The sequence below is a fragment of the Lentzea sp. NPDC036949 genome, assembly GCF_055608075.1.
The window spans coordinates 257,623-274,744 of the sequence record NZ_JBVJRA010000004.1 but is presented as its reverse complement, the minus strand read 5'-3'; the positions used below and the strand labels follow the sequence as shown (position 1 = coordinate 274,744).

18 protein-coding genes and 1 tRNA gene are annotated in these 17,122 nt (G+C 69.4%); 15 read left to right on the top strand and 4 right to left on the bottom strand.

Features of this window, described 5'->3' with window-relative positions; translation table 11 throughout:
- Positions 1 to 4 precede the first annotated feature (4 nt).
- Together ACZ7CD_RS13745 and ACZ7CD_RS13740 are read right to left on the bottom strand one after the other, a co-directional pair.
- Positions 5 to 433: a GNAT family N-acetyltransferase gene (locus ACZ7CD_RS13745; protein WP_470378988.1), complete on the bottom strand. Its 429-nt coding sequence runs from the start codon at positions 431 to 433 to the stop codon at positions 5 to 7.
- Positions 430 to 1,887 (bottom strand): S10 family peptidase, encoded by a 1,458-nt coding sequence (locus tag ACZ7CD_RS13740; RefSeq protein ID WP_360385930.1) that lies wholly within the window; start codon positions 1,885 to 1,887, stop codon positions 430 to 432. Before ACZ7CD_RS13740 ends, ACZ7CD_RS13745 begins: the two co-directional genes overlap by 4 nt.
- Between ACZ7CD_RS13740 and ACZ7CD_RS13735 the strand changes: the two genes are divergently transcribed.
- The 12 genes from ACZ7CD_RS13735 to ACZ7CD_RS13680 all read left to right on the top strand — a co-directional run bounded on the left by ACZ7CD_RS13735 (position 1,843) and on the right by ACZ7CD_RS13680 (position 11,630).
- Entirely contained in the window at positions 1,843 to 2,550 is a 708-nt protein-coding gene (locus ACZ7CD_RS13735) for a uracil-DNA glycosylase (RefSeq protein WP_360386676.1), read from the top strand. The two genes, ACZ7CD_RS13740 and ACZ7CD_RS13735, sit on opposite strands and share 45 nt — an antisense overlap.
- A gap of 62 nt (positions 2,551 to 2,612) precedes the next feature.
- Positions 2,613 to 3,743, top strand: coding sequence for a type IV toxin-antitoxin system AbiEi family antitoxin (locus ACZ7CD_RS13730; RefSeq protein WP_470369460.1), 1,131 nt, complete (start codon positions 2,613 to 2,615; stop codon positions 3,741 to 3,743).
- Positions 3,740 to 4,564 carry a hypothetical protein gene (locus tag ACZ7CD_RS13725; protein WP_470378987.1) on the top strand — a complete coding sequence of 275 codons (825 nt, stop codon included), beginning with the start codon at positions 3,740 to 3,742 and terminating at the stop codon, positions 4,562 to 4,564. The genes ACZ7CD_RS13730 and ACZ7CD_RS13725 overlap by 4 nt, the downstream gene beginning before the upstream one ends.
- 16 nt (positions 4,565 to 4,580) lie before the next feature.
- Positions 4,581 to 5,432 carry a DUF4129 domain-containing protein gene (locus tag ACZ7CD_RS13720; protein ID WP_470378986.1) on the top strand — a complete coding sequence of 284 codons (852 nt, stop codon included), beginning with the start codon at positions 4,581 to 4,583 and terminating at the stop codon, positions 5,430 to 5,432.
- Complete coding sequence (locus tag ACZ7CD_RS13715; protein WP_360385934.1) at positions 5,429 to 5,779, top strand: hypothetical protein; 351 nt, start codon at positions 5,429 to 5,431, stop codon at positions 5,777 to 5,779. Before ACZ7CD_RS13720 ends, ACZ7CD_RS13715 begins: the two co-directional genes overlap by 4 nt.
- Positions 5,780 to 5,888: 109 nt before the next feature.
- The gene (locus tag ACZ7CD_RS13710) at positions 5,889 to 6,830 is read left to right on the top strand and encodes an AAA family ATPase (RefSeq protein ID WP_360385936.1); all 942 of its coding nucleotides are present in this window, start codon (positions 5,889 to 5,891) and stop codon (positions 6,828 to 6,830) included.
- On the top strand, positions 6,827 to 8,056 hold the full coding sequence (locus ACZ7CD_RS13705) for a DUF58 domain-containing protein (RefSeq protein ID WP_470378985.1): 1,230 nt from the start codon (positions 6,827 to 6,829) through the stop codon (positions 8,054 to 8,056). The genes ACZ7CD_RS13710 and ACZ7CD_RS13705 overlap by 4 nt, the downstream gene beginning before the upstream one ends.
- A gap of 210 nt (positions 8,057 to 8,266) precedes the next feature.
- Positions 8,267 to 8,512 carry a hypothetical protein gene (locus ACZ7CD_RS13700; RefSeq protein WP_470378984.1) on the top strand — a complete coding sequence of 82 codons (246 nt, stop codon included), beginning with the start codon at positions 8,267 to 8,269 and terminating at the stop codon, positions 8,510 to 8,512.
- A gap of 142 nt (positions 8,513 to 8,654) precedes the next feature.
- The gene (locus tag ACZ7CD_RS13695; RefSeq protein WP_360385942.1) at positions 8,655 to 9,980 is read left to right on the top strand and encodes an NAD(P)/FAD-dependent oxidoreductase; all 1,326 of its coding nucleotides are present in this window, start codon (positions 8,655 to 8,657) and stop codon (positions 9,978 to 9,980) included.
- Between the two features lie 231 nt (positions 9,981 to 10,211).
- Positions 10,212 to 10,334: a hypothetical protein gene (locus tag ACZ7CD_RS13690; RefSeq protein ID WP_360385944.1), complete on the top strand. Its 123-nt coding sequence runs from the start codon at positions 10,212 to 10,214 to the stop codon at positions 10,332 to 10,334.
- Positions 10,331 to 11,434: an ATP-grasp domain-containing protein gene (locus ACZ7CD_RS13685; protein ID WP_360385946.1), complete on the top strand. Its 1,104-nt coding sequence runs from the start codon at positions 10,331 to 10,333 to the stop codon at positions 11,432 to 11,434. The genes ACZ7CD_RS13690 and ACZ7CD_RS13685 overlap by 4 nt, the downstream gene beginning before the upstream one ends.
- 119 nt (positions 11,435 to 11,553) lie before the next feature.
- A tRNA-Leu gene (locus ACZ7CD_RS13680) sits at positions 11,554 to 11,630 on the top strand.
- 155 nt (positions 11,631 to 11,785) lie between these two features.
- On the opposite strand, the gene ACZ7CD_RS13675 is transcribed toward ACZ7CD_RS13680, so the two are convergent.
- Complete coding sequence (locus tag ACZ7CD_RS13675) at positions 11,786 to 12,265, bottom strand: very short patch repair endonuclease (protein WP_470374343.1); 480 nt, start codon at positions 12,263 to 12,265, stop codon at positions 11,786 to 11,788.
- Positions 12,266 to 12,368: 103 nt separating this feature from the next.
- Between ACZ7CD_RS13675 and ACZ7CD_RS13670 the strand changes: the two genes are divergently transcribed.
- Positions 12,369 to 13,751, top strand: coding sequence for a DNA cytosine methyltransferase (locus ACZ7CD_RS13670; RefSeq protein ID WP_470378983.1), 1,383 nt, complete (start codon positions 12,369 to 12,371; stop codon positions 13,749 to 13,751).
- A 28-nt stretch (positions 13,752 to 13,779) separates the two neighbouring features.
- Here ACZ7CD_RS13670 and ACZ7CD_RS13665 read toward each other — a convergent pair whose 3' ends face one another.
- Positions 13,780 to 14,589 (bottom strand): hypothetical protein, encoded by an 810-nt coding sequence (locus ACZ7CD_RS13665; RefSeq protein ID WP_470378982.1) that lies wholly within the window; start codon positions 14,587 to 14,589, stop codon positions 13,780 to 13,782.
- A 286-nt stretch (positions 14,590 to 14,875) separates the two neighbouring features.
- Here ACZ7CD_RS13665 and ACZ7CD_RS13660 point away from each other — a divergent pair, with 286 nt between their 5' ends.
- Both ACZ7CD_RS13660 and ACZ7CD_RS13655 read left to right on the top strand, forming a co-directional pair.
- Positions 14,876 to 15,580 carry a hypothetical protein gene (locus ACZ7CD_RS13660; protein ID WP_470378981.1) on the top strand — a complete coding sequence of 235 codons (705 nt, stop codon included), beginning with the start codon at positions 14,876 to 14,878 and terminating at the stop codon, positions 15,578 to 15,580.
- Positions 15,581 to 15,629: 49 nt separating this feature from the next.
- A complete protein-coding gene (locus tag ACZ7CD_RS13655; RefSeq protein ID WP_470374347.1) occupies positions 15,630 to 17,024 on the top strand; it encodes a ParB N-terminal domain-containing protein in 1,395 nt (464 codons plus the stop codon).
- Positions 17,025 to 17,122: the final 98 nt, after the last annotated feature.

The window sequence follows — 17,122 nt, the reverse complement described above, 5'->3', positions numbered from 1 at the left end:
CGCTTCAGGGCCGGGCGAGGTGGGTGATCGACACGCCGGGGGCGACGTCGTGCGTGCCGGTTTCGACGAAACCGCGGCCGCGGTACAGGCGCAGGGCGGGCTCGTTGCGGGTGCCGGTGCTGACCGACTGCGGCCCCTCCGGCAACGCGTCGAGCAGCTTCGTCGCGATGCCGCGGCGGTGCGCCCGCGGGTGCACGACCAGCCGGTGGATGTCCACGGTGGACCCGTCGAGCACGTAGGACACCGCGCCCGCGAGACCTTCCCCGTCGTACAGCCCGAGGAACGTCTCACCGCACGCGCGCAGCTCGTCGAGCGACTCGTGCAGCGGCGGGATGCCGTCGAAGCCGATCAGCTCGGCCTCGACGGCGTACGCCAGCCGTTGCACCGTCCACAGCTCGCGCAGGACGGTGTCGTCGGTCAGGTCCAGGATCACGTGTTCGACGAGTTCCGGACGAACGCGGCCAGGTCCTCCGACTGCTGGATGCGGCTGGGCTCGTGCACGTACATCATGTGGCCGGCCGGGTAGTAGGCCGACTCGATGTTCGCGGTGAGCTCCTTCGGGATCTGCAGGTGCGCGATCAGGTGCTCGGCGGCGAAGTACGGCGTGGCGCCGTCGTACCAGCCGAACGCCACGTGCACCTTGAGGTGCGGGTTCGAGCGCATCGCGGCCGAGAGCTTGCCCGCCGTGGTGACGTGCCGGCCCTCGAACTCCTTGTAGGACCACTGCTCGATGACCCGCGAGAGCACCTCGTAGGGCAGGTCGCTGGAGTAGCCCAGCTCGGCGTGCAGGTAGTGGTTGAGCACCGCCGCGTACGGGCCGAGGATGGCGTCGATGGACGGGTCCGCGGAGATCTCCTCGCGGCCGTAGTCCTTGTCCCACCCGGTGAACCGGGCGTCGATGCGGCCGACGGTCTTGCGGTCCTTGCGCAGCAGCTCGGTGAAGAACCGGATGTGCTCGATGCGCAGGTCGACCGCGTCCACGTACTCCTCGGACAGGCCGGTGAGGTGCGCGATCCTGCTGATCGCCGCCGCGCGCTCGTGGTCGGGCAGGCGGTTGCCGCGGGCCAGCGCGTACGGGTAGTCGCGCGAGGCGAACTCCTCGGCCTCGGCGAGCACCTCCTTGAGCGGCCGGTCGCCGTGCAGGCCGTGGTAGTGCGCGATCGCCGCGTACGTCGGCAGGTAGAGCGCGTAGGCCAGGTCGTGGCCCTCGTTGAACTGCAGCGTCGCGAAGTCCAGCACCGACGAGATCAGCATGAGCCCGTTGAGGTACATGCCGTGCTTCTTCTGCAGGTGCTCGGCCAGCCCCGCCGCCCGCAGCGTGCCGTACGACTCGCCGCACAGGAACTTCGGCGACATCCACCGCCCGTTGCGCGCGGTCCACAGCCGGATGATCTCCGCGATGGAGTCGATGTCGGGCTGGTAGCCGTGGTAGTCGCCCGGCTTCTGCCCCTCGGCGGCCCGGGAGTAACCCGTCGACACCGGGTCGATGAACACCAGGTCGCTCTCGGCGAGCAACGTCTCCTCGTTGTCCGCGATGCCGTACGGCGGCGGCGTGAGGTTGCCGACGTCGCCCGACAGCACCCGGCGCGGTCCGAGGAGACCCATGTGCAGCCACACGCTGGCACTGCCGGGACCACCGTTGAACGCGAACGTGACCGGCCGCTTCAACGGGTCGGCGCCGTCCAGCGTGTAGGCGGTCAGGAACACCTCCGCCTTCGGCTTGTGACCCTCGAAGACGCCGTCCTTGAGCACCTCCTCCCTGAGCACGACACGCCCGGTGGTGGCGGTGTAGTTCAGCTCCCGGCCCTTGACGGTGGTGCTGTGCTGGGTGGTGACCAGATCATCGGCAGGAGATACTGGCTTCTCTTCGGTCTTCTCCTCGGACATGGGAGCAACACTACGGAACTCGACGATCGAATAACGTCCTGTCGAGCGTGCCCGCGCCTGGTCGCCTGGCGCGAAACCGCCGCGCGCACCAAACGCGCCGCCTTCCGCGACCAGGTCTACTGGGGCCGTCCGGTCCCCGGCTTCGGCCCGATGGACGCCTCCGTCCTCATCGTCGGCCTGGCCCCCGCGGCCCACGGCGGCAACCGCACGGGCCGCATGTTCACCGGCGACGCGTCCGGCGACTTCCTGTTCCGCGCGCTGTACGAGGTGGGCTTCGCCTCCCAGCCCACCAGCACCTCCCGTGACGACGGCCTGGAGCTCCACGGCCTGCGGATGGCCTCCCCGGTGCGGTGCGCGCCGCCGGAGAACAAGCCGACGACGGAGGAACGCGACCGGTGCCTGCCGTACCTGCGGGAGGAGATGGCGCTGCTGCCGAACCTGCGTTCCGTCGTGGTGCTGGGCGGGTTCGGGTGGAAGGCGTTCCTGCCGTTGGTGGGTGGCCCGCCGGTGAAGTTCGGGCACGGGGTGGAGGTGGAGGCCGGTGGGGTGCGCGTGTTCGGCTGCTACCACGTGTCGCCGCACAACACCTACACCGGGCGATTGACGCAGGAGATGCTGCAAGGGCTGCTGCTGCGGGCCAAGGAGCACGCGGGTCTGAGCTGACCAGCCGGACGTGTGACGGCAATGGTCGCCTTGGAGCTGTTCCACGAATTAGCATGTTCCAGGTGTCACGGAACGGCGAGGAACGCGGAACAACCACAGTTGAGCTGGTCGGCTCCTTCGAGCGGCTGGTTCGCTCCTTGCTGCCGTCCACGTGGTCAGTGCGGCATGAGCTGCATCCGCGCGCTTCCGGAGTTCAACGCCTTTTCGAGGCTGATGCGGGAGTGGTGGTCACGGCACCGGACGGGACGAGCGTGATGGTCTTGGTCGAGTGCAAGGGCGTGGTCGTGCCGCGGGACGTCGCGCGGATCGCCAAGAAGTTGGACGCGCACACAGCGGCCGTGTCAGGCCATCGCATTCCTGTTCGCGGGGCGGTGGTCGCCACGCCGTTCGTGTCGCCGACCACGCGCGCGCAGCTCGACCAGCACGGGATCGGCTGGTTCGACCTCACCGGGAACCTGCGCGTGCGGCTCGACGAGCCCGTGGTCTTCCTCGACCGGGCCGGAGCCGAGCGCAGCGGGTTCCGCGATCCCGCCGATCGACTGCTCAAGTCCCTCCGCGGGCCTGCCGCCGCCAAGGTCGTGCTCGAACTCGCCGAAACCGCGGTGCCGGTGCGCGTCCGCGAACTCGCGGAGCGCGCGGAGGTCGGCGTGGCCACGAGCGCCAGGGTGTTGGAGCTGCTGGATCGTGAAGCAGCGATCACCAGGAGCGAGGACGGCGCTGTCGTCGCGGTCCGCAAACGACTGCTACTCAAGCGCTGGGCGCAGGACTACAACGTCATGACTTCGAACGAAGTGATCACGACGCTGGACCCGAGGGGACTGAGCCACGCGCTGAAGTCGTTGGCAGGCCTCAAGACCCCAGTCGTCGTCACCGGTTCGGCAGCGGCGCGGGCATATCTGCCTGACCACGTGACACCTGTGTCACCGATCGTATCGCTGAGCCTGTACGCCGAGGACCCCCTCGAACTGATGAAGCAGCTCGGCTTGAGAGCTGCTGATCGTGGAGCCAACGTGCTCGTCATGAGGCCGTACGACGAGGTCGTCCAGCGCAGGTCACGCCTTGTCGACGGCATCGAGTACGCACCACCTGCCCAGGCTGTGGCGGATCTGCTGACAGGACCTGGGCGGTCGACCGAAGAGGCCGAGCAGCTGATGGCGGCGCTCGCCCTGAGCGAACCGGGTTGGGAAGGATGATCCCGCAGGAGTACGTCGAGGCGCGGTCGGTGCTCCTCGACGCCCTGGAAGGGCTGGGACCACACCGGGAAGCGCTCGTTCTGGTTGGCGCACAGGCGGTCTACCTGCACACGGACATTGCGGACTTCGTGACGGCGCCCACCACCACAGACGCGGACCTCGCGCTCGTTCCCGGATGGCTCGCGGACGAGCCGTCGATCGTCGACGCGATGCACGCGGCCGGGTTCTTCCCAGGTGGGCAACCCGGTAGCTGGAGGGGCCGCGGCGACATCACGGTCGACCTCATGGCTCCAGAGGCCCTGTGCGGCGCAGGAGGTCGGAGGTCCGCTCACCTGCGGCCACCGCACCAGGCCACGGCGACGGCTCGCCGAACGCCCGGACTGGAACCCGCGGTGGTGGACAACGAGGTCCGCTTGATCCGGGCCTTCGACCGCGCCGACGCCAGGGCGTTCGAGATCAAGGTGGCGGGACCGGCGGCTCTGGTCGTCTCCAAGGTGGTCAAGATCGCCGAACGGCGTGAGCAACAGCCGCATCGGTTGAAGCCGAAGGACGGCCTCGACGTGCTTCGGCTGCTCCGCTCCGCCGACCTGCCGGCGCTGGCCGCGAGTTTCACGACGATCGCGTCGCACGACCTGTCGCGTGCCGTGGTCGCGGGTGCCGTCGAGGACCTCCGCGAGCTGGCGTCCACACCAGAGGACCTGCTCCCGCGTCTGGCGGCGGACGCGGAGAGGGGCTTCAGCGATCCGGACGAGATCAAGATGTCGATGGTGCTGCTGGTCGGCGACCTCTTGGAGGAGTTCCGCCGTCTGCACCGCGGATGACCGGCCGCTGAACGCGTTGACCGTCCGCCACGAGGACGGCACGCTGCTCGGCCACCCGCTGTACGAGGAGTTCAGCGAGCCGCTGTGTGCCGGGCTGCGGCTGCTGGACCAGGCCGCGAGCTGGCCGGGGCGGCGGGTCGAGTTCTGGAGGACCGGCACGAAGAGCACACCCGGCGCCGCGCGGTGTTCCCGCACCGGGACCGACCGGCTCGATCCTGCGAACCGGTGGGGAAACGCGCGCGGGCGTGCGACGCTGGCGCGCATGAGGTGGTGGCGGGCCGGTGTGGCCGTCGCGGCGCTGCTGGTCGTGGCCGCCGCGGCGAGCGGGGCGTCGCCGGTGCGGTTCGTGCCGCGCACCGGCTCCTCGCCGCCGCGGCCCGCCGACAACTCGCTGCCGGTGGACCTGCAGGTGCCCGGTGAGCTGCCGGACGTGGTGGCGGTGCCGTTCACGGTGTTCCTGTTCGTGCTGCTGGTGCTCGTCCTGTTCGGACTGGTCGGCCTCGTGCTCGCGGTCGAGCTGCCGCGGTGGCGCCGGCGCGGGGGCACCCGCGGGGTCGAGGTGGGCGACACCGCGCTGCCGCCGGAGCAGGCGCTCGTCCGGCGGGCCGAGAAGGCGTTGCAGGAGTTCACGGAGCACCCGAACCGGCCGCCGCGGGACGCCGTCATCGCTGCCTGGCTGGCGCTCGAAGGAACACGTACGCGCGAGCCGCACCAGACGCCGACCGAGTTCACCGGGAGCCTGGGCGTCGATGCCGCCGTGCTCAGGGGCCTCTACCAACGCGCGCGGTTCGGGCACGAGGACGTCACCGCCCAGCAGGCGCGCGCAGCCAGGGACGAGCTGGACCGCATCATCAGGGAGCTCGCGTGAGGACCGTTCTCGCACTGGGCGCCGGGGTCGTCATCGGCGGCGTGCTGTGGTGGCTGGGCGCCACGCCGCTCTGGGCGACCGCGCTCGCCGTGCCGCCCGCCGCGTTCGCCGTGCTGGTCACCCGGCTGCCCAGGGCCACCGACGTGCTGTGGAGCGCGGGACCGCAGGTGCCGGGCTCGATCAGCACCGCCCACGCCAGCACGCTCGCGAGCAGGCTGGAGGAGGCCGCGGGGGATCAGACCCGGTTCGACGAGCGGTTCCGCGCGCGGTTGCGGCGGCTCGGCGTCGACGCCGACCGCATGCCGGACCCCGCAGACCTCGCGGAACGGCTCAGGAGGGTCGAGTGAGGGTCCGGGAGACCGGCACGCACGGCGTGCGGCGGCCCGAGGCCCTGCCGGCGCTGCGGCGCGTGCGGAGCACCGGGACCGCGGCGGACGAACCACCCGGGAGGGGCGAGTGACGATCGAGCTGGAGGCCGAGGCCGTTCTCGACGAGATCGGCCGGGTCGTGGTCGGGCGGGGGCGCACGGTGCGGCTCGCGCTCGCGGCGGTGCTGGCCGGTGGCCACGTGCTGCTGGAGGACGTGCCGGGGCTGGGCAAGACGCTGATCGCCCGGTCGCTCGCGCAGGCGCTCAGCCTCGACTTCCGGCGCCTGCAGTGCACGCCCGACCTGCTGCCCGCCGACGTCACCGGGTCGTTCCTCTACGACCCCGGCACGCGCGAGTTCGAGTTCCGCGAGGGGCCGGTGTTCACCGGGCTGCTGCTGGCCGACGAGATCAACCGCACGCCGCCCAAGACGCAGTCGGCGTTGCTGGAGGCCATGCAGGAGCGGCAGGTCACGGTCGAGGGCCGCACGTTCGCGCTGCCGGCGCCGTTCCACGTGCTGGCCACCTCCAACCCGGTGGAGTACGAGGGCACCTACCCGCTGCCGGAGGCGCAGCTCGACCGGTTCCTGGTGCGGCTCGACATCGGCTACCCGCCGGTCGACGAGGAGGTCGAGGTCCTGCGCAGGCGCATCGCCCGGCAGCGCGAGGACGCCGAGGTGCCGCCGGTGCTGGCCCCCGGCCGGCTCGCCGAGCTGCAGCGGGAGCTCGAACTGTCCACTGTGGACGAAGACGTGCTGCGGTACTGCGTCGACCTGGCCCGCGCGACGCGGCAGCACCCGTCGGTCGAGGTCGGCGCCTCCCCGCGGGGCGCGCAGGGGCTCGTGCTCGTCGCCCGCGCACTGGCCACCCTGGACGGACGCGGCTACGTGCTGCCAGAGGACGTCAAGGAGTGCGCCGTCGCGGTCCTCGCGCACCGGCTCGTGCTGAAGCCGGAGACGTGGACCTCCGGCGTGAGCGGCGTGCAGGTCGTGACCGAGCTGCTCGGCAGGGTGCCGGGACCACCGAGCGCATGAGCAGGGCCGACCGGATCCGCGAGGCGTTCGCCGCCTCCCACGGCGCGCACTGGCACCCCACCGACGCCTACGCGCGGGCGGTGTGGCTGGGCCTCGGGCTGGTGCTGGCCGGACTGTTCCTGCACGAGGTGGAGCTCGTCCTGTTCGGCACCCCGCTCGTGCTGTCGGTGCTGCTCACGACCAGGCCGAAGGGCACGCCGACGGTGGAGGTCCGGCCCGTCCCGCGCGGTGCGGGCGCAGGGCTCGTGCACACCGTCGCCCACGTCGAGGGCGCCGACGCCGAGATCGCCGTCGTGAAGCTGTCCGGCAAGGTCGTCGCGCTGCCCGCCGAGGTGCCCGACCTGCCCGTCGAGATCCGCCGCGACGCCTGGGGACCCGGCGTCGACCTGCGGCTCGACCACCTCTTCGCCGGACCGGACGGCCTGCACGTCCACGGCCCGGTCGTCGGCGTCGAGCACGTCCGCACGATCCTGCCGCCGGTCGAGCACCACCCGGCCGGCCCGCTGCCGCCGCGCCCGGCCGGCCTGGTCGGCGTCCACCGCTCACCACGCCCCGGCGACTCGACCGAGCTGCGCGACATCCGCGCGTTCCAGCCCGGCGACCGGCTGCGGCGGATCGACTGGCGGGTCACCACCCGCACCGGCGCGCTGCACGTCCGCGAACGGCACGCGGAGGCCGACGCGGAGGTCGTGCTGGCGGTGGACACCAGGACCGACCTCGGCGCCGAGGTCGGCGAGTGGGCGTCGGTCCGCCACGGCGCCACCACCCGCCCGGACGGCAGCCTGGACCGCTCGGTGCGCGGCGCCGCGTCGATGGCCGCCGGGTACCTGCGGCAGGGCGACCGGGTGGCGCTGGTGGACCTGGGCCGGCCGCAGCTCAACGTCCGCTCCGGCGTCGGGCGCCGCCACCTGATGCGCATCCGCACGCAGCTCGTCGTGTGCGCGCAGGCCGCGGGGTGGTCGGCCAAACCCGTGCTGCGCGCTCTCCCGCACGGCTGCGTGGTCGTGCTGCTGTCGCCGTTCATCGACGACGACATCGCCGACCTGGCCGTGCAGACGGCGAAACGCGGTCACCTGGTGCTGGCGGTCGACACGCTGCCCTCGCCGCTGGAACCCGACCGCGAGACCCCGTGGGGCGAGGTGGCGGCGGAGCTGATCGCCGCGGAGCACCGGGTGCGGCTGCGGCGGATGGCGCGGCACGGCGTGAGGGTGACGAGCGGATGCTGATGCGGCTCGCGCTCGTCCTGGCCGCGCTCCCGGTGGCCCTGATCCTCGACGCCGAAGCGGACTCGATCGTGCCGCTGGTCGTCGTCGCGGGGCTGACCGCGTTGTCGGTGTTCCTGCCGGCGAGCGCGGGACCGGCGTTGCTCATCGGGTACGCGGCGGTCACGATGGCGTTCGGGGGACGGGCACCCGCTGCGGCTCGGGGTGCTGGTGATGATCCCGTTGTTGCACCTCGTTCACGTGACGTCCGCGCTCGCGGCGGTCGTTCCGGTGAAAACGAATGTGGAACCCGCCGCGCTGAAAGCACCGGCACGCCGGTTCGCCATTGTCCAGACGATCACATTCGTTGTTGCGGCGTTCACCGCGTTCATCCCATCAGGGACTCGGACCGGGCTCGTGGAACTGCTCGGCCTGGGCTCTCTGACGGTGCTCATCGGGGTCGTCGCACTGAGGATCTGAACCGTTCCTCTCAGCGAGAACCGGTCGAACCGGGCTCTCGGCGCAGGTCAGTGCCGAGGGTGTCCGGCATCACCCGGCGACGGTAGTCACAACGGCCCCTCCGGACGCGCGAAAAATGGGGTCGTGGTGCAACCATGTGTGTATGGCTGCTGTGAAGTCGCAACCCACGCGAATCGTCATTGTCGGCGGTGGGTACGTCGGGATGTACACGGCTCTCGGACTGCAGAAGAAGCTGCGTTCCGGTGAGGCGTCGGTCACCGTCATCGACCCGCAGCCGCACATGACCTACCAGCCCTTCCTGCCAGAGGCGGCGGCCGGCTCCATCGAGCCGCGCCACGTCGTCGCCCCCCTGCGCAAGGTGCTCAAGCGCTGCCACGTCGTCACGGGCCGCGTCACCAAGATCGAGCACGCGCGCAAGATCGTGACCGCCGAGCTGTCGGACGGCCACGTCGAGGAGATCGAGTACGACGTGCTCGTCTCCGCGCTGGGTGCGATCTCGCGCACGCTCCCGATCCCCGGCCTGGCCGAGGTCGGCATCGGCATGAAGACGATCGGCGAGGCGATCTACGTCCGCAACCACGTGCTGTCGCGCCTGGACCAGGCCGCCAGCACGAACAACGCGGACCTGCGCAAGAAGCTCCTGAGCTTCGTCGTGATCGGTGGTGGCTTCGCGGGCATCGAGACGCTCGCCGAGCTTGAGGACATGACGCGGTATGCGCTCAAGTACTACGAGGGCATCAAGCCCGAAGAGATGAACTGGGTCCTCGTCGAGGCGATGGGCCGGATCATGCCCGAGGTCTCCGCGAAGCTCGGTGCGTGGACGGTCGAGGCGCTGGAGAAGCGCGGTATCAAGATCTACCTCGACACCCGCGTGAAGTCGCTGGAGAACGGGCACGTCGTCCTCGACGACGGCACCGAGTTCGACTCCGACACGATCATCTGGACCGCCGGCATGAAGGCGAACCCGGTGCTGCGCAACACCGACCTGCCGCTCGACGAGCGCGGTCGCGTCCGCTGCACCGCCGCCATGCAGGTGCAGGGCCTCGAAGGCGTGTGGGCCGCCGGTGACTGCTCCGCGGTGCCGGACCTCTCGCGCACCGACGAGGACCCGACGGCGACGTGCGTGCCGAACGCGCAGCACGCCATCCGCCAGTCGAAGCTGCTCTCCAAGAACATCGTCGCGTCGCTGCGCGGCCAGAAGCCGAAGGACTACTTCCACAAGTACCTCGGCTCGGTCGCCGGCCTCGGCCTCTACAAGGGCGTCGCGGACGTGTTCGGCCTGCGCTTCAAGGGCCTGCCGGCGTGGTTCATGCACCGCAGCTACCACGTGGCGTTCATGCCGACCGTGAACCGCAAGCTCCGCGTGCTGATGGACTGGACGCAGGCGCTGTTCTACGGCCGCGAGGTCGTGGCGCTCGGCCAGATCAACGACCCGAAGTCGGACTTCGACCGCGCGGTCCAGAGCTGATCCTGGTTCGGTCCAGTGGGCCGAACGCGTGACCGCCACTCGCTGTGAGTGTGAAGATGCCCCGGACGACACCTCGTCCGGGGCACTCTTATGGCCCAGAGGCGGAACTTGAGCGCCCAATCGGAGTAAAGCGCTGACGCCTGCCTTGACATTGCGTTACGTGAACCTGAGACTACGGCTGGTGCATCACCTGAATGCGTGGTGCGCCCGTGTGGGAAAGAGGTGATCCCGATGTCTCTCGAGGAGCTGGCCGCACAGCTTCGTCGCGGCGAGATCGAGGACCCCGCGTTGGCGCGGTACGCCGCGGAGTACGCACAGGCGGGGAAGAGTTTCAGCAGCAAGAAGGACGATTGAGCAGGTCGGCTGACGGGCGGGTGCCGAGTGCCCCGTCCGAGGCTGCCAGACCACTGCTGCTGCAGGGTCAGGACTACCTCTTCCGCTCTCCTCCCAAGTGCCTGGACTTCCAGGAGCAGGTCCACCGCCTCGGCATGGTCGACGAGGGCGACGGAAACCCCCAGCCGTGCGTGCTGGTCCTGGCGCGCGCCGCCGACATGGAGATGAACGAGCTCTCCATCGCACTGGCCGAGCGCGGCATCCGGATGGCCCGCATCGACGCCGACCGCTGCGTCGACCTCCCGCTGTCGGTCTACACCGACCAGCCCCTCGTCGAGCTCGACCGCTGGCTGCTGCGCCCCCTGCTGGTCTGGCGCCGCCACTTCGAGCTCTCCGCGGTCCCCGTCGAGCCCGGCACCCTCGCCGGCGCCTACGCGGTCGACCAGTGGGCCTCAGTGGCCAACTGGCTGTCCTCCCGCTCCGACTGGGCCCACGTGAACCCCTCGCGCTTCTCGACGCACCTGGACCGCCTAACGCAGCTCTCCGACGCCGCCGCGTTCGGCCTGCGCGTGCCCCGCACCGCCGTGACGACCCGCCCCGGCCGCACCCGCCCCGGCGGTGGCCGCTGCATCGTCAAGACCGCGGGCCGCCACCTGCTCGAACCCCGCCCCGGCGTCCAGCACGGCCTGTTCCCGCGCCCGCTGGAGACCTCCAGGGCCTCCGACGCCCCCGAACCCGCGCCGGTGATCGTGCAGGAGTACGTCCCCTCCGACACCGAGCTGCGCGTCTTCGTGATCGGCGAACGCTGCATCGCCTACCAGGTCGACAAGCTCGACCCGGCCCAGCTGTGGGTGGACCCGGACGCCGTCCGCGTGACCCCGACCTCGGTCCCCACCTCGCTGTCGGACCGCCTGCTGGCACTGGCCCGCCACTGGCGCGTCCAGGTCGCCGCCTTCGACCTCCTCGTCACCGGCCGCGACCACGTGTTCCTGGAGATCAACGTCAACTGCGACTGGCGCTGGTTCGAACACCGCGCCGGCGACAACTCCGTGTCCGCCGCCGTCCACGACTGGGTCGCGCTGCGCTTCAAGGAGCTGCTCGGAGCGGGGAGGACGCGCTGATGTTCGGGTCCGTTCGATGCTTAGCCGGATGCTCGCTCTAGTCCAATTCACTGGGCCGCTCGGGCGAGAAACGACCATCCGCGCACACAAGCCGACGATCAAGGCCTAGGCTCCCCGTCGCCCCCGTAGCCCAATCGGTAGAGGCAGGTCCCTTAAAAGGATCACAGTACGGGTTCGAATCCCGTCGGGGGCACCATGCGCATCACCCGGTCGACCACGGCGTTGACCAGCGCGACCGTGCCGCAGAGTTGATCTTGTAACCGTCGGTGACAACCATTGGTCACCGATCTTCCGCGATGGTGCAGAAGTGCGTTTTCAGGCCGGCGTGAATGCGTGCACTCTGATCGGAGATCAGTTAGGTTCGAACCCGTGTTCGACGGCGGTCGTGACGCGCTCCACGGCGGCGTCCAGGTGCTCGTGCTCCCAGATGCGGATCACGGACCACCCCGCCGCGGCCAGGACCTCGTTGGCCCGCTGGTCCCGCTCTACGTTGCGCCGCAGCTTCGGCGTCCAGTACCAGTCGTTCGTCGTGGGCTGTCGTCCGTGTTCAGGGCAGACGTGCCAGAAGCACCCGTCGACGAACACCGCGATCTTGCGGGCGGTGAAGACGATGTCCGGCCTGACCTTGACACCGTCCTCGAACCGCAGCAGGTGGTCTTTCCGGTACCTGAAGCCGCGCCGGTGCAGCGCGCTGCGCAGCGCTACCTCGGGTTTGGTGCCGGACCTGCGGTTCGCCTGCATGTTCCGCGACCGGCCCTCGTTGAGGGGTGCGGGATAAAGGCCTTTGGCGTGGGCCTTCTCCCGGCGAGCGCTGTGATCTTCGTCCGGCACGCTCATCCCGTCTGGCAGGCGCCTTTGCGCTGTTCGTGGTCAGTGCCGGAAGATACCCCAGGCCGCGCATGCGCCTGAAGACTGAAGTACGAGAGGAGGGCCTGTGGAAACCCCTGAGTCCGGCAAGCCGTTGAAGGTCGTCGAGATCTGCGCCGGCGCTGGTGGACAGGCTCTCGGGCTGATGCAGGCCGGGTTCGAGCACGAGCTCGCGATCGAGCTGGACCCGACAGCGGCCGACACCCTCCGGCTCAACCTGCGTGCCCGGCACGGCATCGCCGCCAAGCCCGAGCTGAAGCCCTTCCGTGCGAAGCCCCGCCCCAGGAAGCCGGTGCCCGAAGCTGCCGCGGTCGAGATCGTCGACGGCGTGATCACGGGTGACGTCGCGGCCCCCGAGGTGTGGGACAAGGCGCACAAATCAGGCCTCGCGCTTCCGGAGAGCTTCGACCTGCTGGCAGGGGGCGTGCCCTGCCCGCCGTTCAGCCTGGCCGGGAAGCAGCTCGGATCAGCCGACGAGCGCGACCTCTTCGCCTGGGCCGTCCAGCAGTGCCAGACGCTCAAACCTCGCGCTCTGCTCCTCGAGAACGTGCGCGGGCTGAGCATGCCGAGGTTCTCCGGGTACCGGCAGGAGATCCTCGACAAGCTGATCGACATGAAGTACGTCGCCGAATGGCGGTTGCTGCACGCCTCCGACTTCGGTGTGCCGCAGCTGCGTCCCCGGTTCGTCCTCGTGGCGCTCCAGGAGGAGTTCGCTCCCTACTTCCACTGGCCCGAGTCCCAGGGGAAGCCGCCCACCGTCGGCGAAGCCCTGCGCGAACTCATGGGGGCGCGCGGCTGGGAAGGCGTGGACGAGTGGGCCGCGAAGGCCAACGACATCGCCCCGACGATCGTCGGCGGCTCGAAGAAGCACGGTGGTGCTGACCTGGGGCCGACTCGGGCCAAGAAGGCGTGGGCTCAGCTCGGCGTCGATGCCATGGGCATCGCGAACGAGGCGCCGGCACCGGGCGCCGACTTCGGTGACGCACCCGGCCCGAAGCTCACCACGGAGATGGTGCAGCTGCTGCAGGGCTGGCAGCCGGCCGAGTGGCAGTTCGTCGGGCTCAAGACCTCCAGGTACCGGCAGGTGGGCAACGCGTTCCCGCCGCCCGTCGCCAGGGCCGTGGGTGCCGCGATCAAGTCGGCGCTGCTCAAGGAGGGCACCGCGGTGGACCGTGAAATCGACACCGACCACGATCCGGTCTACCGGGCCCTTCGCAACGCCGGTGACTTCCTGACGGCCGCGCAGATCTCCAGGGCGATCGGTTTCGAGATCGAGGCACACGAGCTGGAGCGCCGAATCTCCTTGCTGAGCAAGGATTTCGACGTCGAGATCCAGGTCGGCAAGAGTGGCGTGGCCGCGTTCAAGATCGGGCGGTTCAAGGCGTTCGTCGGGCAGGCCGACCACGTCCGGCACGATCTCTTCAGCCTGAACAAGTCGAAGATCAGCTGAGCGGCGGTCTCGCCGGCACGATCGTTCGCTAGCGAACGATCGTGCGCAGCAGGATGTCGGCGTACTCGGGCAATCCGGTGGCTTTGAGCTCGATCGCAAGTTCGACCGCTTCTTGGGGCGTCCGGTCGCGACCGTAGATGTTGACCAGTGTTCCCGCGATGTCGTCCTGCCCGCGATGGCGCAGCTCGGCCAGGAACGCGGCTGTCCACGCCGCCGGGTGCTCGTCGGGGATGTGCCTCAGGCCGTCGAGCACGGCCGCGTGGTCGCCGCCGGAGGACAGGCTGATGTACTCCTGGGCCGCCAGCGACTGCTCCGCCCACTTCTCGAAATTTTCACTCGGCCGGTCCCCGTCGGCAGGGGGGACCGGCAGGTGCGCGGCCGCCGACGTTCGAAGATTCTCGACGACCTGCGGCGTCCGAGTTGACGTGGCCAGATCGTGCTTCAGCTGCTCAACGGTTCTCATCAGCTCCCCGTTGCGGTGTTCCAGCTCCACTCTCCTGTTGCCCCTGGAGGATTCGGCGGCATCCCGAAGTGCGCAAAGCCGCTCCAACTCCGCGACATCGGTTGCTTTTCCGGCGTTGACCAGCGTGTACAGCGCCTCCAGCAGTTCAGCCGACGGGACGCGCTTGCCGTTGAGGTTGCGCGACAGGACATCGGCCGTCACCGGCTTGTGGTAGCCCCCTCCGCCTTTGCTGATGGGCTCCGCCAGCTTGCTGGCCAGGACGGCGAGCGACAGCTTCGGCTCAAGGCGCTGATGCAGTTCCCGCAAGGCTTTTGCCAGCTCCCGCCGTTGCTCGGTGCTCGCGTTGTCGGTGTTCCCCACGTCGCCCAGCCGCATCCGCAGTCCCCCTGGCGTGTCTCATAGGAGCGTTCGATCGTACTCGATGTGGAAGCGTCGAACATATTGCTCGTCTTGTCGAGCAACATCGCATAACGGGCAATTCGGGTATCCGATGTTGCGCCTATTTTCGCGCAACATGAAGATATTGGAATTGCTGCTAGCTTTTTAGCTGCTGATGATGTCTAGTTAGGCCTCCAAGTCCCAAAGAACACGCACGGCGCGATGACGTCGCACGGACACATGTTCCGTCGGTGCCTTGTCGTCGATCGGATTCGTGCTGCAGATGAGGAGGACCGGAGTGCCGACCATGCCGTCGTGGACCGACGAACGTTTCGGAAGCATGATCCGGGTGGCGTTGTGGCTGGAACAGGTGGTCGGGGTGGGCAACGTGTTCACCAAGGCGCGCCTGCGCGAGGCGTTCCCCGACGTGGCTCAGATCGACCGGCGGGCCAGGGACCTCCGCGCTCACGGCTGGAAGGTCGACACCAGCCGTGAGGACCCGTCACTGCGGCAGGAGGAACAGCGGTACGTGCTGAAGGGCGCCGAGGTCTGGTTGCCCGGTCAGGCCAAGGCCAAGTCGAGGGCGAGCCTGACCGCTGCGCAGCGGAGCAAGGTTCTCCACGACGACGGTTTCCTGTGCAGGACCTGCGGCATCGCGCCGGGTGACCCCTACGAGGACGACGACATGGCGACCGCGCAGCTCGACATCGCACGACGGCTCGTCCGCTTGCCGGACGGCACCACGGACACGCAGCTCATCGCTGAGTGCAACCGGTGCCGTGTCGGAGGGCGCAACCGCACCGTGGACCTCAGCTCGGTGCTCCGCGACGTCGAGCTGCTGGGGCCTCTCGAGCGCAAGGTCTTCATGGGCTGGGTCGCCGCGGACCAGCGGAAGCTCGGCGGGCTGGAGCGGCTGTGGGGCAGGTACCGCGCGTTGCCGGCCGACTCGCGGGCGGCCGTGCGTGACGAGCTCGGTGCAGGCAACTGAACGGGGAGAACGAGTAACAGTGCAGGAGTACCCACCTCCACCGTCGGCGATGGAGTTCAGCGACTTCGTCAAGAAGCGCCTCGCCGACACGCGGACAGCCGCGGGAACCAGGGAAACCGTCACCGTGGAGTGGCACGACCAGCGCATCCACGTCGACGTGATCGACGTGCCGCTGGCCATGCTGCTGTTCAACCCCGCGACGCACCGCATCCGCGCCCAGCGCGAGCACTACCCCGAACGGGACAGGTGCTTGCACGAGGACCCGTACAGCAGCGACAGCCAGGCGTACCTCAAGCACCTCCTGCAGGCCGAGCCGGCGAACCCGGACAGGCGGGACCCCGCGTTCGACGACCTGCTGCTGAGCCTGAGGGAGTTCGGGCAGAACGATCCCGGCCTCATCACGCACGACGGCATCCTGGTGAACGGCAACACCAGGGCCGCCGCGCTGAAGGAGATCGGCGTCCAGCACATGCGGGCCGGCGTGCTGCCCGAGTCGTTCACGTGGGCGGACATCAACGCGGTCGAGCTGTCGCTCCAGCTGCGCAAGGACCACCGCCGCGACTACAGCTACGTCAACCGGTTGCTGGCCATGGAGGAGCAAGCATCTCTCGGCATCTCCCCGGAGGACATCGCGAAGGAGTTCAGGATCCGGGTGTCCACCTACGAGCAGGAACGGTGGATCCTGGGTGAGCTCCGGGCGCTGGTCGACCGCAGCAGGTCCGGTGAACGAGGTCCCTCGTTGCGGCTGATGGACTTCGAGGCCCACCAGGAGAAGCTCAAGGAGCTGCACCGGGCGTACGTCAAGAAGAGCGCGGCGAACCCGGACGAGGCGGACCTCTTCAAGGAGGTGCGGCTGGCTGCCATCACCCTCGGCTTCTCGAAGACCGACGTCCGCCACATCGAGGAGAACTTCTACGAGGCCTACCTCAGCCGGACGCTGCCGGCACACCTGCGCCCGGCCGGAACCGTTGCCGCTGCGCCCGTCGTGGTGCCCGGGCTCGGCGTTTCGGTCTCGGCCACGTCGTCGGTCATCGCCACCGCCCGCGCGCTGAACGACAAGGTCCTCCGGTCGAAGGCTGAAGCACAGGCCGCGTCCGACGCGGACGCAGACGGTCAGCTCGCGGCGCAAAGAACGTTCACGGAGCTCAAAGACGTGTTCAACGACGCGATCGACCTCGCTGGGCGCGACGCGCGGGTCCGGAAGAAGAAGCAGTTGGCGCCGGCCAGGCTGGCCGATGCCTGCGCGAGCATCGACCAGTGCGTGGTCGACCTGGTGCAGGCCCGTGCATCGCGCGCCCTCGACGAGGAAGCTTTCGACGATGCCGTGGTCAAACTGCGCGAGAGCCTGCGAAAGCTCGCTCACCAGGCTGGCCGCGGTGTGCAGGACCCCGGTGACGGCGTCAGCTGGTTGATCGACGCCGCCGGGCTGGGGGGAACCAGGTGACCGACGCCTCGGTGCAGCCGTCGCTGCGTCTCGACTTCAACGAGACCAGGACGAAGGTCACGCTGAGAACGACTCCCGAGCACCGAGCGGACCTCGTC

What these genes read in the sequence shown, in the direction of transcription:
- ACZ7CD_RS13740 (WP_360385930.1), bottom strand. Translation starts at nt 1,887, where the DNA reads ATGTCCGAGGAGAAGACCGAAGAGAAGCCAGTATCTCCTGCCGATGAT.
- ACZ7CD_RS13725 (WP_470378987.1), top strand. Translation starts at nt 3,740, where the DNA reads ATGATCCCGCAGGAGTACGTCGAGGCGCGGTCGGTGCTCCTCGACGCC.
- ACZ7CD_RS13705 (WP_470378985.1), top strand. Translation starts at nt 6,827, where the DNA reads ATGAGCAGGGCCGACCGGATCCGCGAGGCGTTCGCCGCCTCCCACGGC.
- ACZ7CD_RS13700 (WP_470378984.1), top strand. Translation starts at nt 8,267, where the DNA reads ATGATCCCGTTGTTGCACCTCGTTCACGTGACGTCCGCGCTCGCGGCG.
- ACZ7CD_RS13695 (WP_360385942.1), top strand. Translation starts at nt 8,655, where the DNA reads ATGGCTGCTGTGAAGTCGCAACCCACGCGAATCGTCATTGTCGGCGGT.
- ACZ7CD_RS13690 (WP_360385944.1), top strand. Translation starts at nt 10,212, where the DNA reads ATGTCTCTCGAGGAGCTGGCCGCACAGCTTCGTCGCGGCGAGATCGAG.
- ACZ7CD_RS13665 (WP_470378982.1), bottom strand. Translation starts at nt 14,589, where the DNA reads ATGCGGCTGGGCGACGTGGGGAACACCGACAACGCGAGCACCGAGCAA.
- ACZ7CD_RS13660 (WP_470378981.1), top strand. Translation starts at nt 14,876, where the DNA reads ATGAGGAGGACCGGAGTGCCGACCATGCCGTCGTGGACCGACGAACGT.
- ACZ7CD_RS13655 (WP_470374347.1), top strand. Translation starts at nt 15,630, where the DNA reads ATGGAGTTCAGCGACTTCGTCAAGAAGCGCCTCGCCGACACGCGGACA.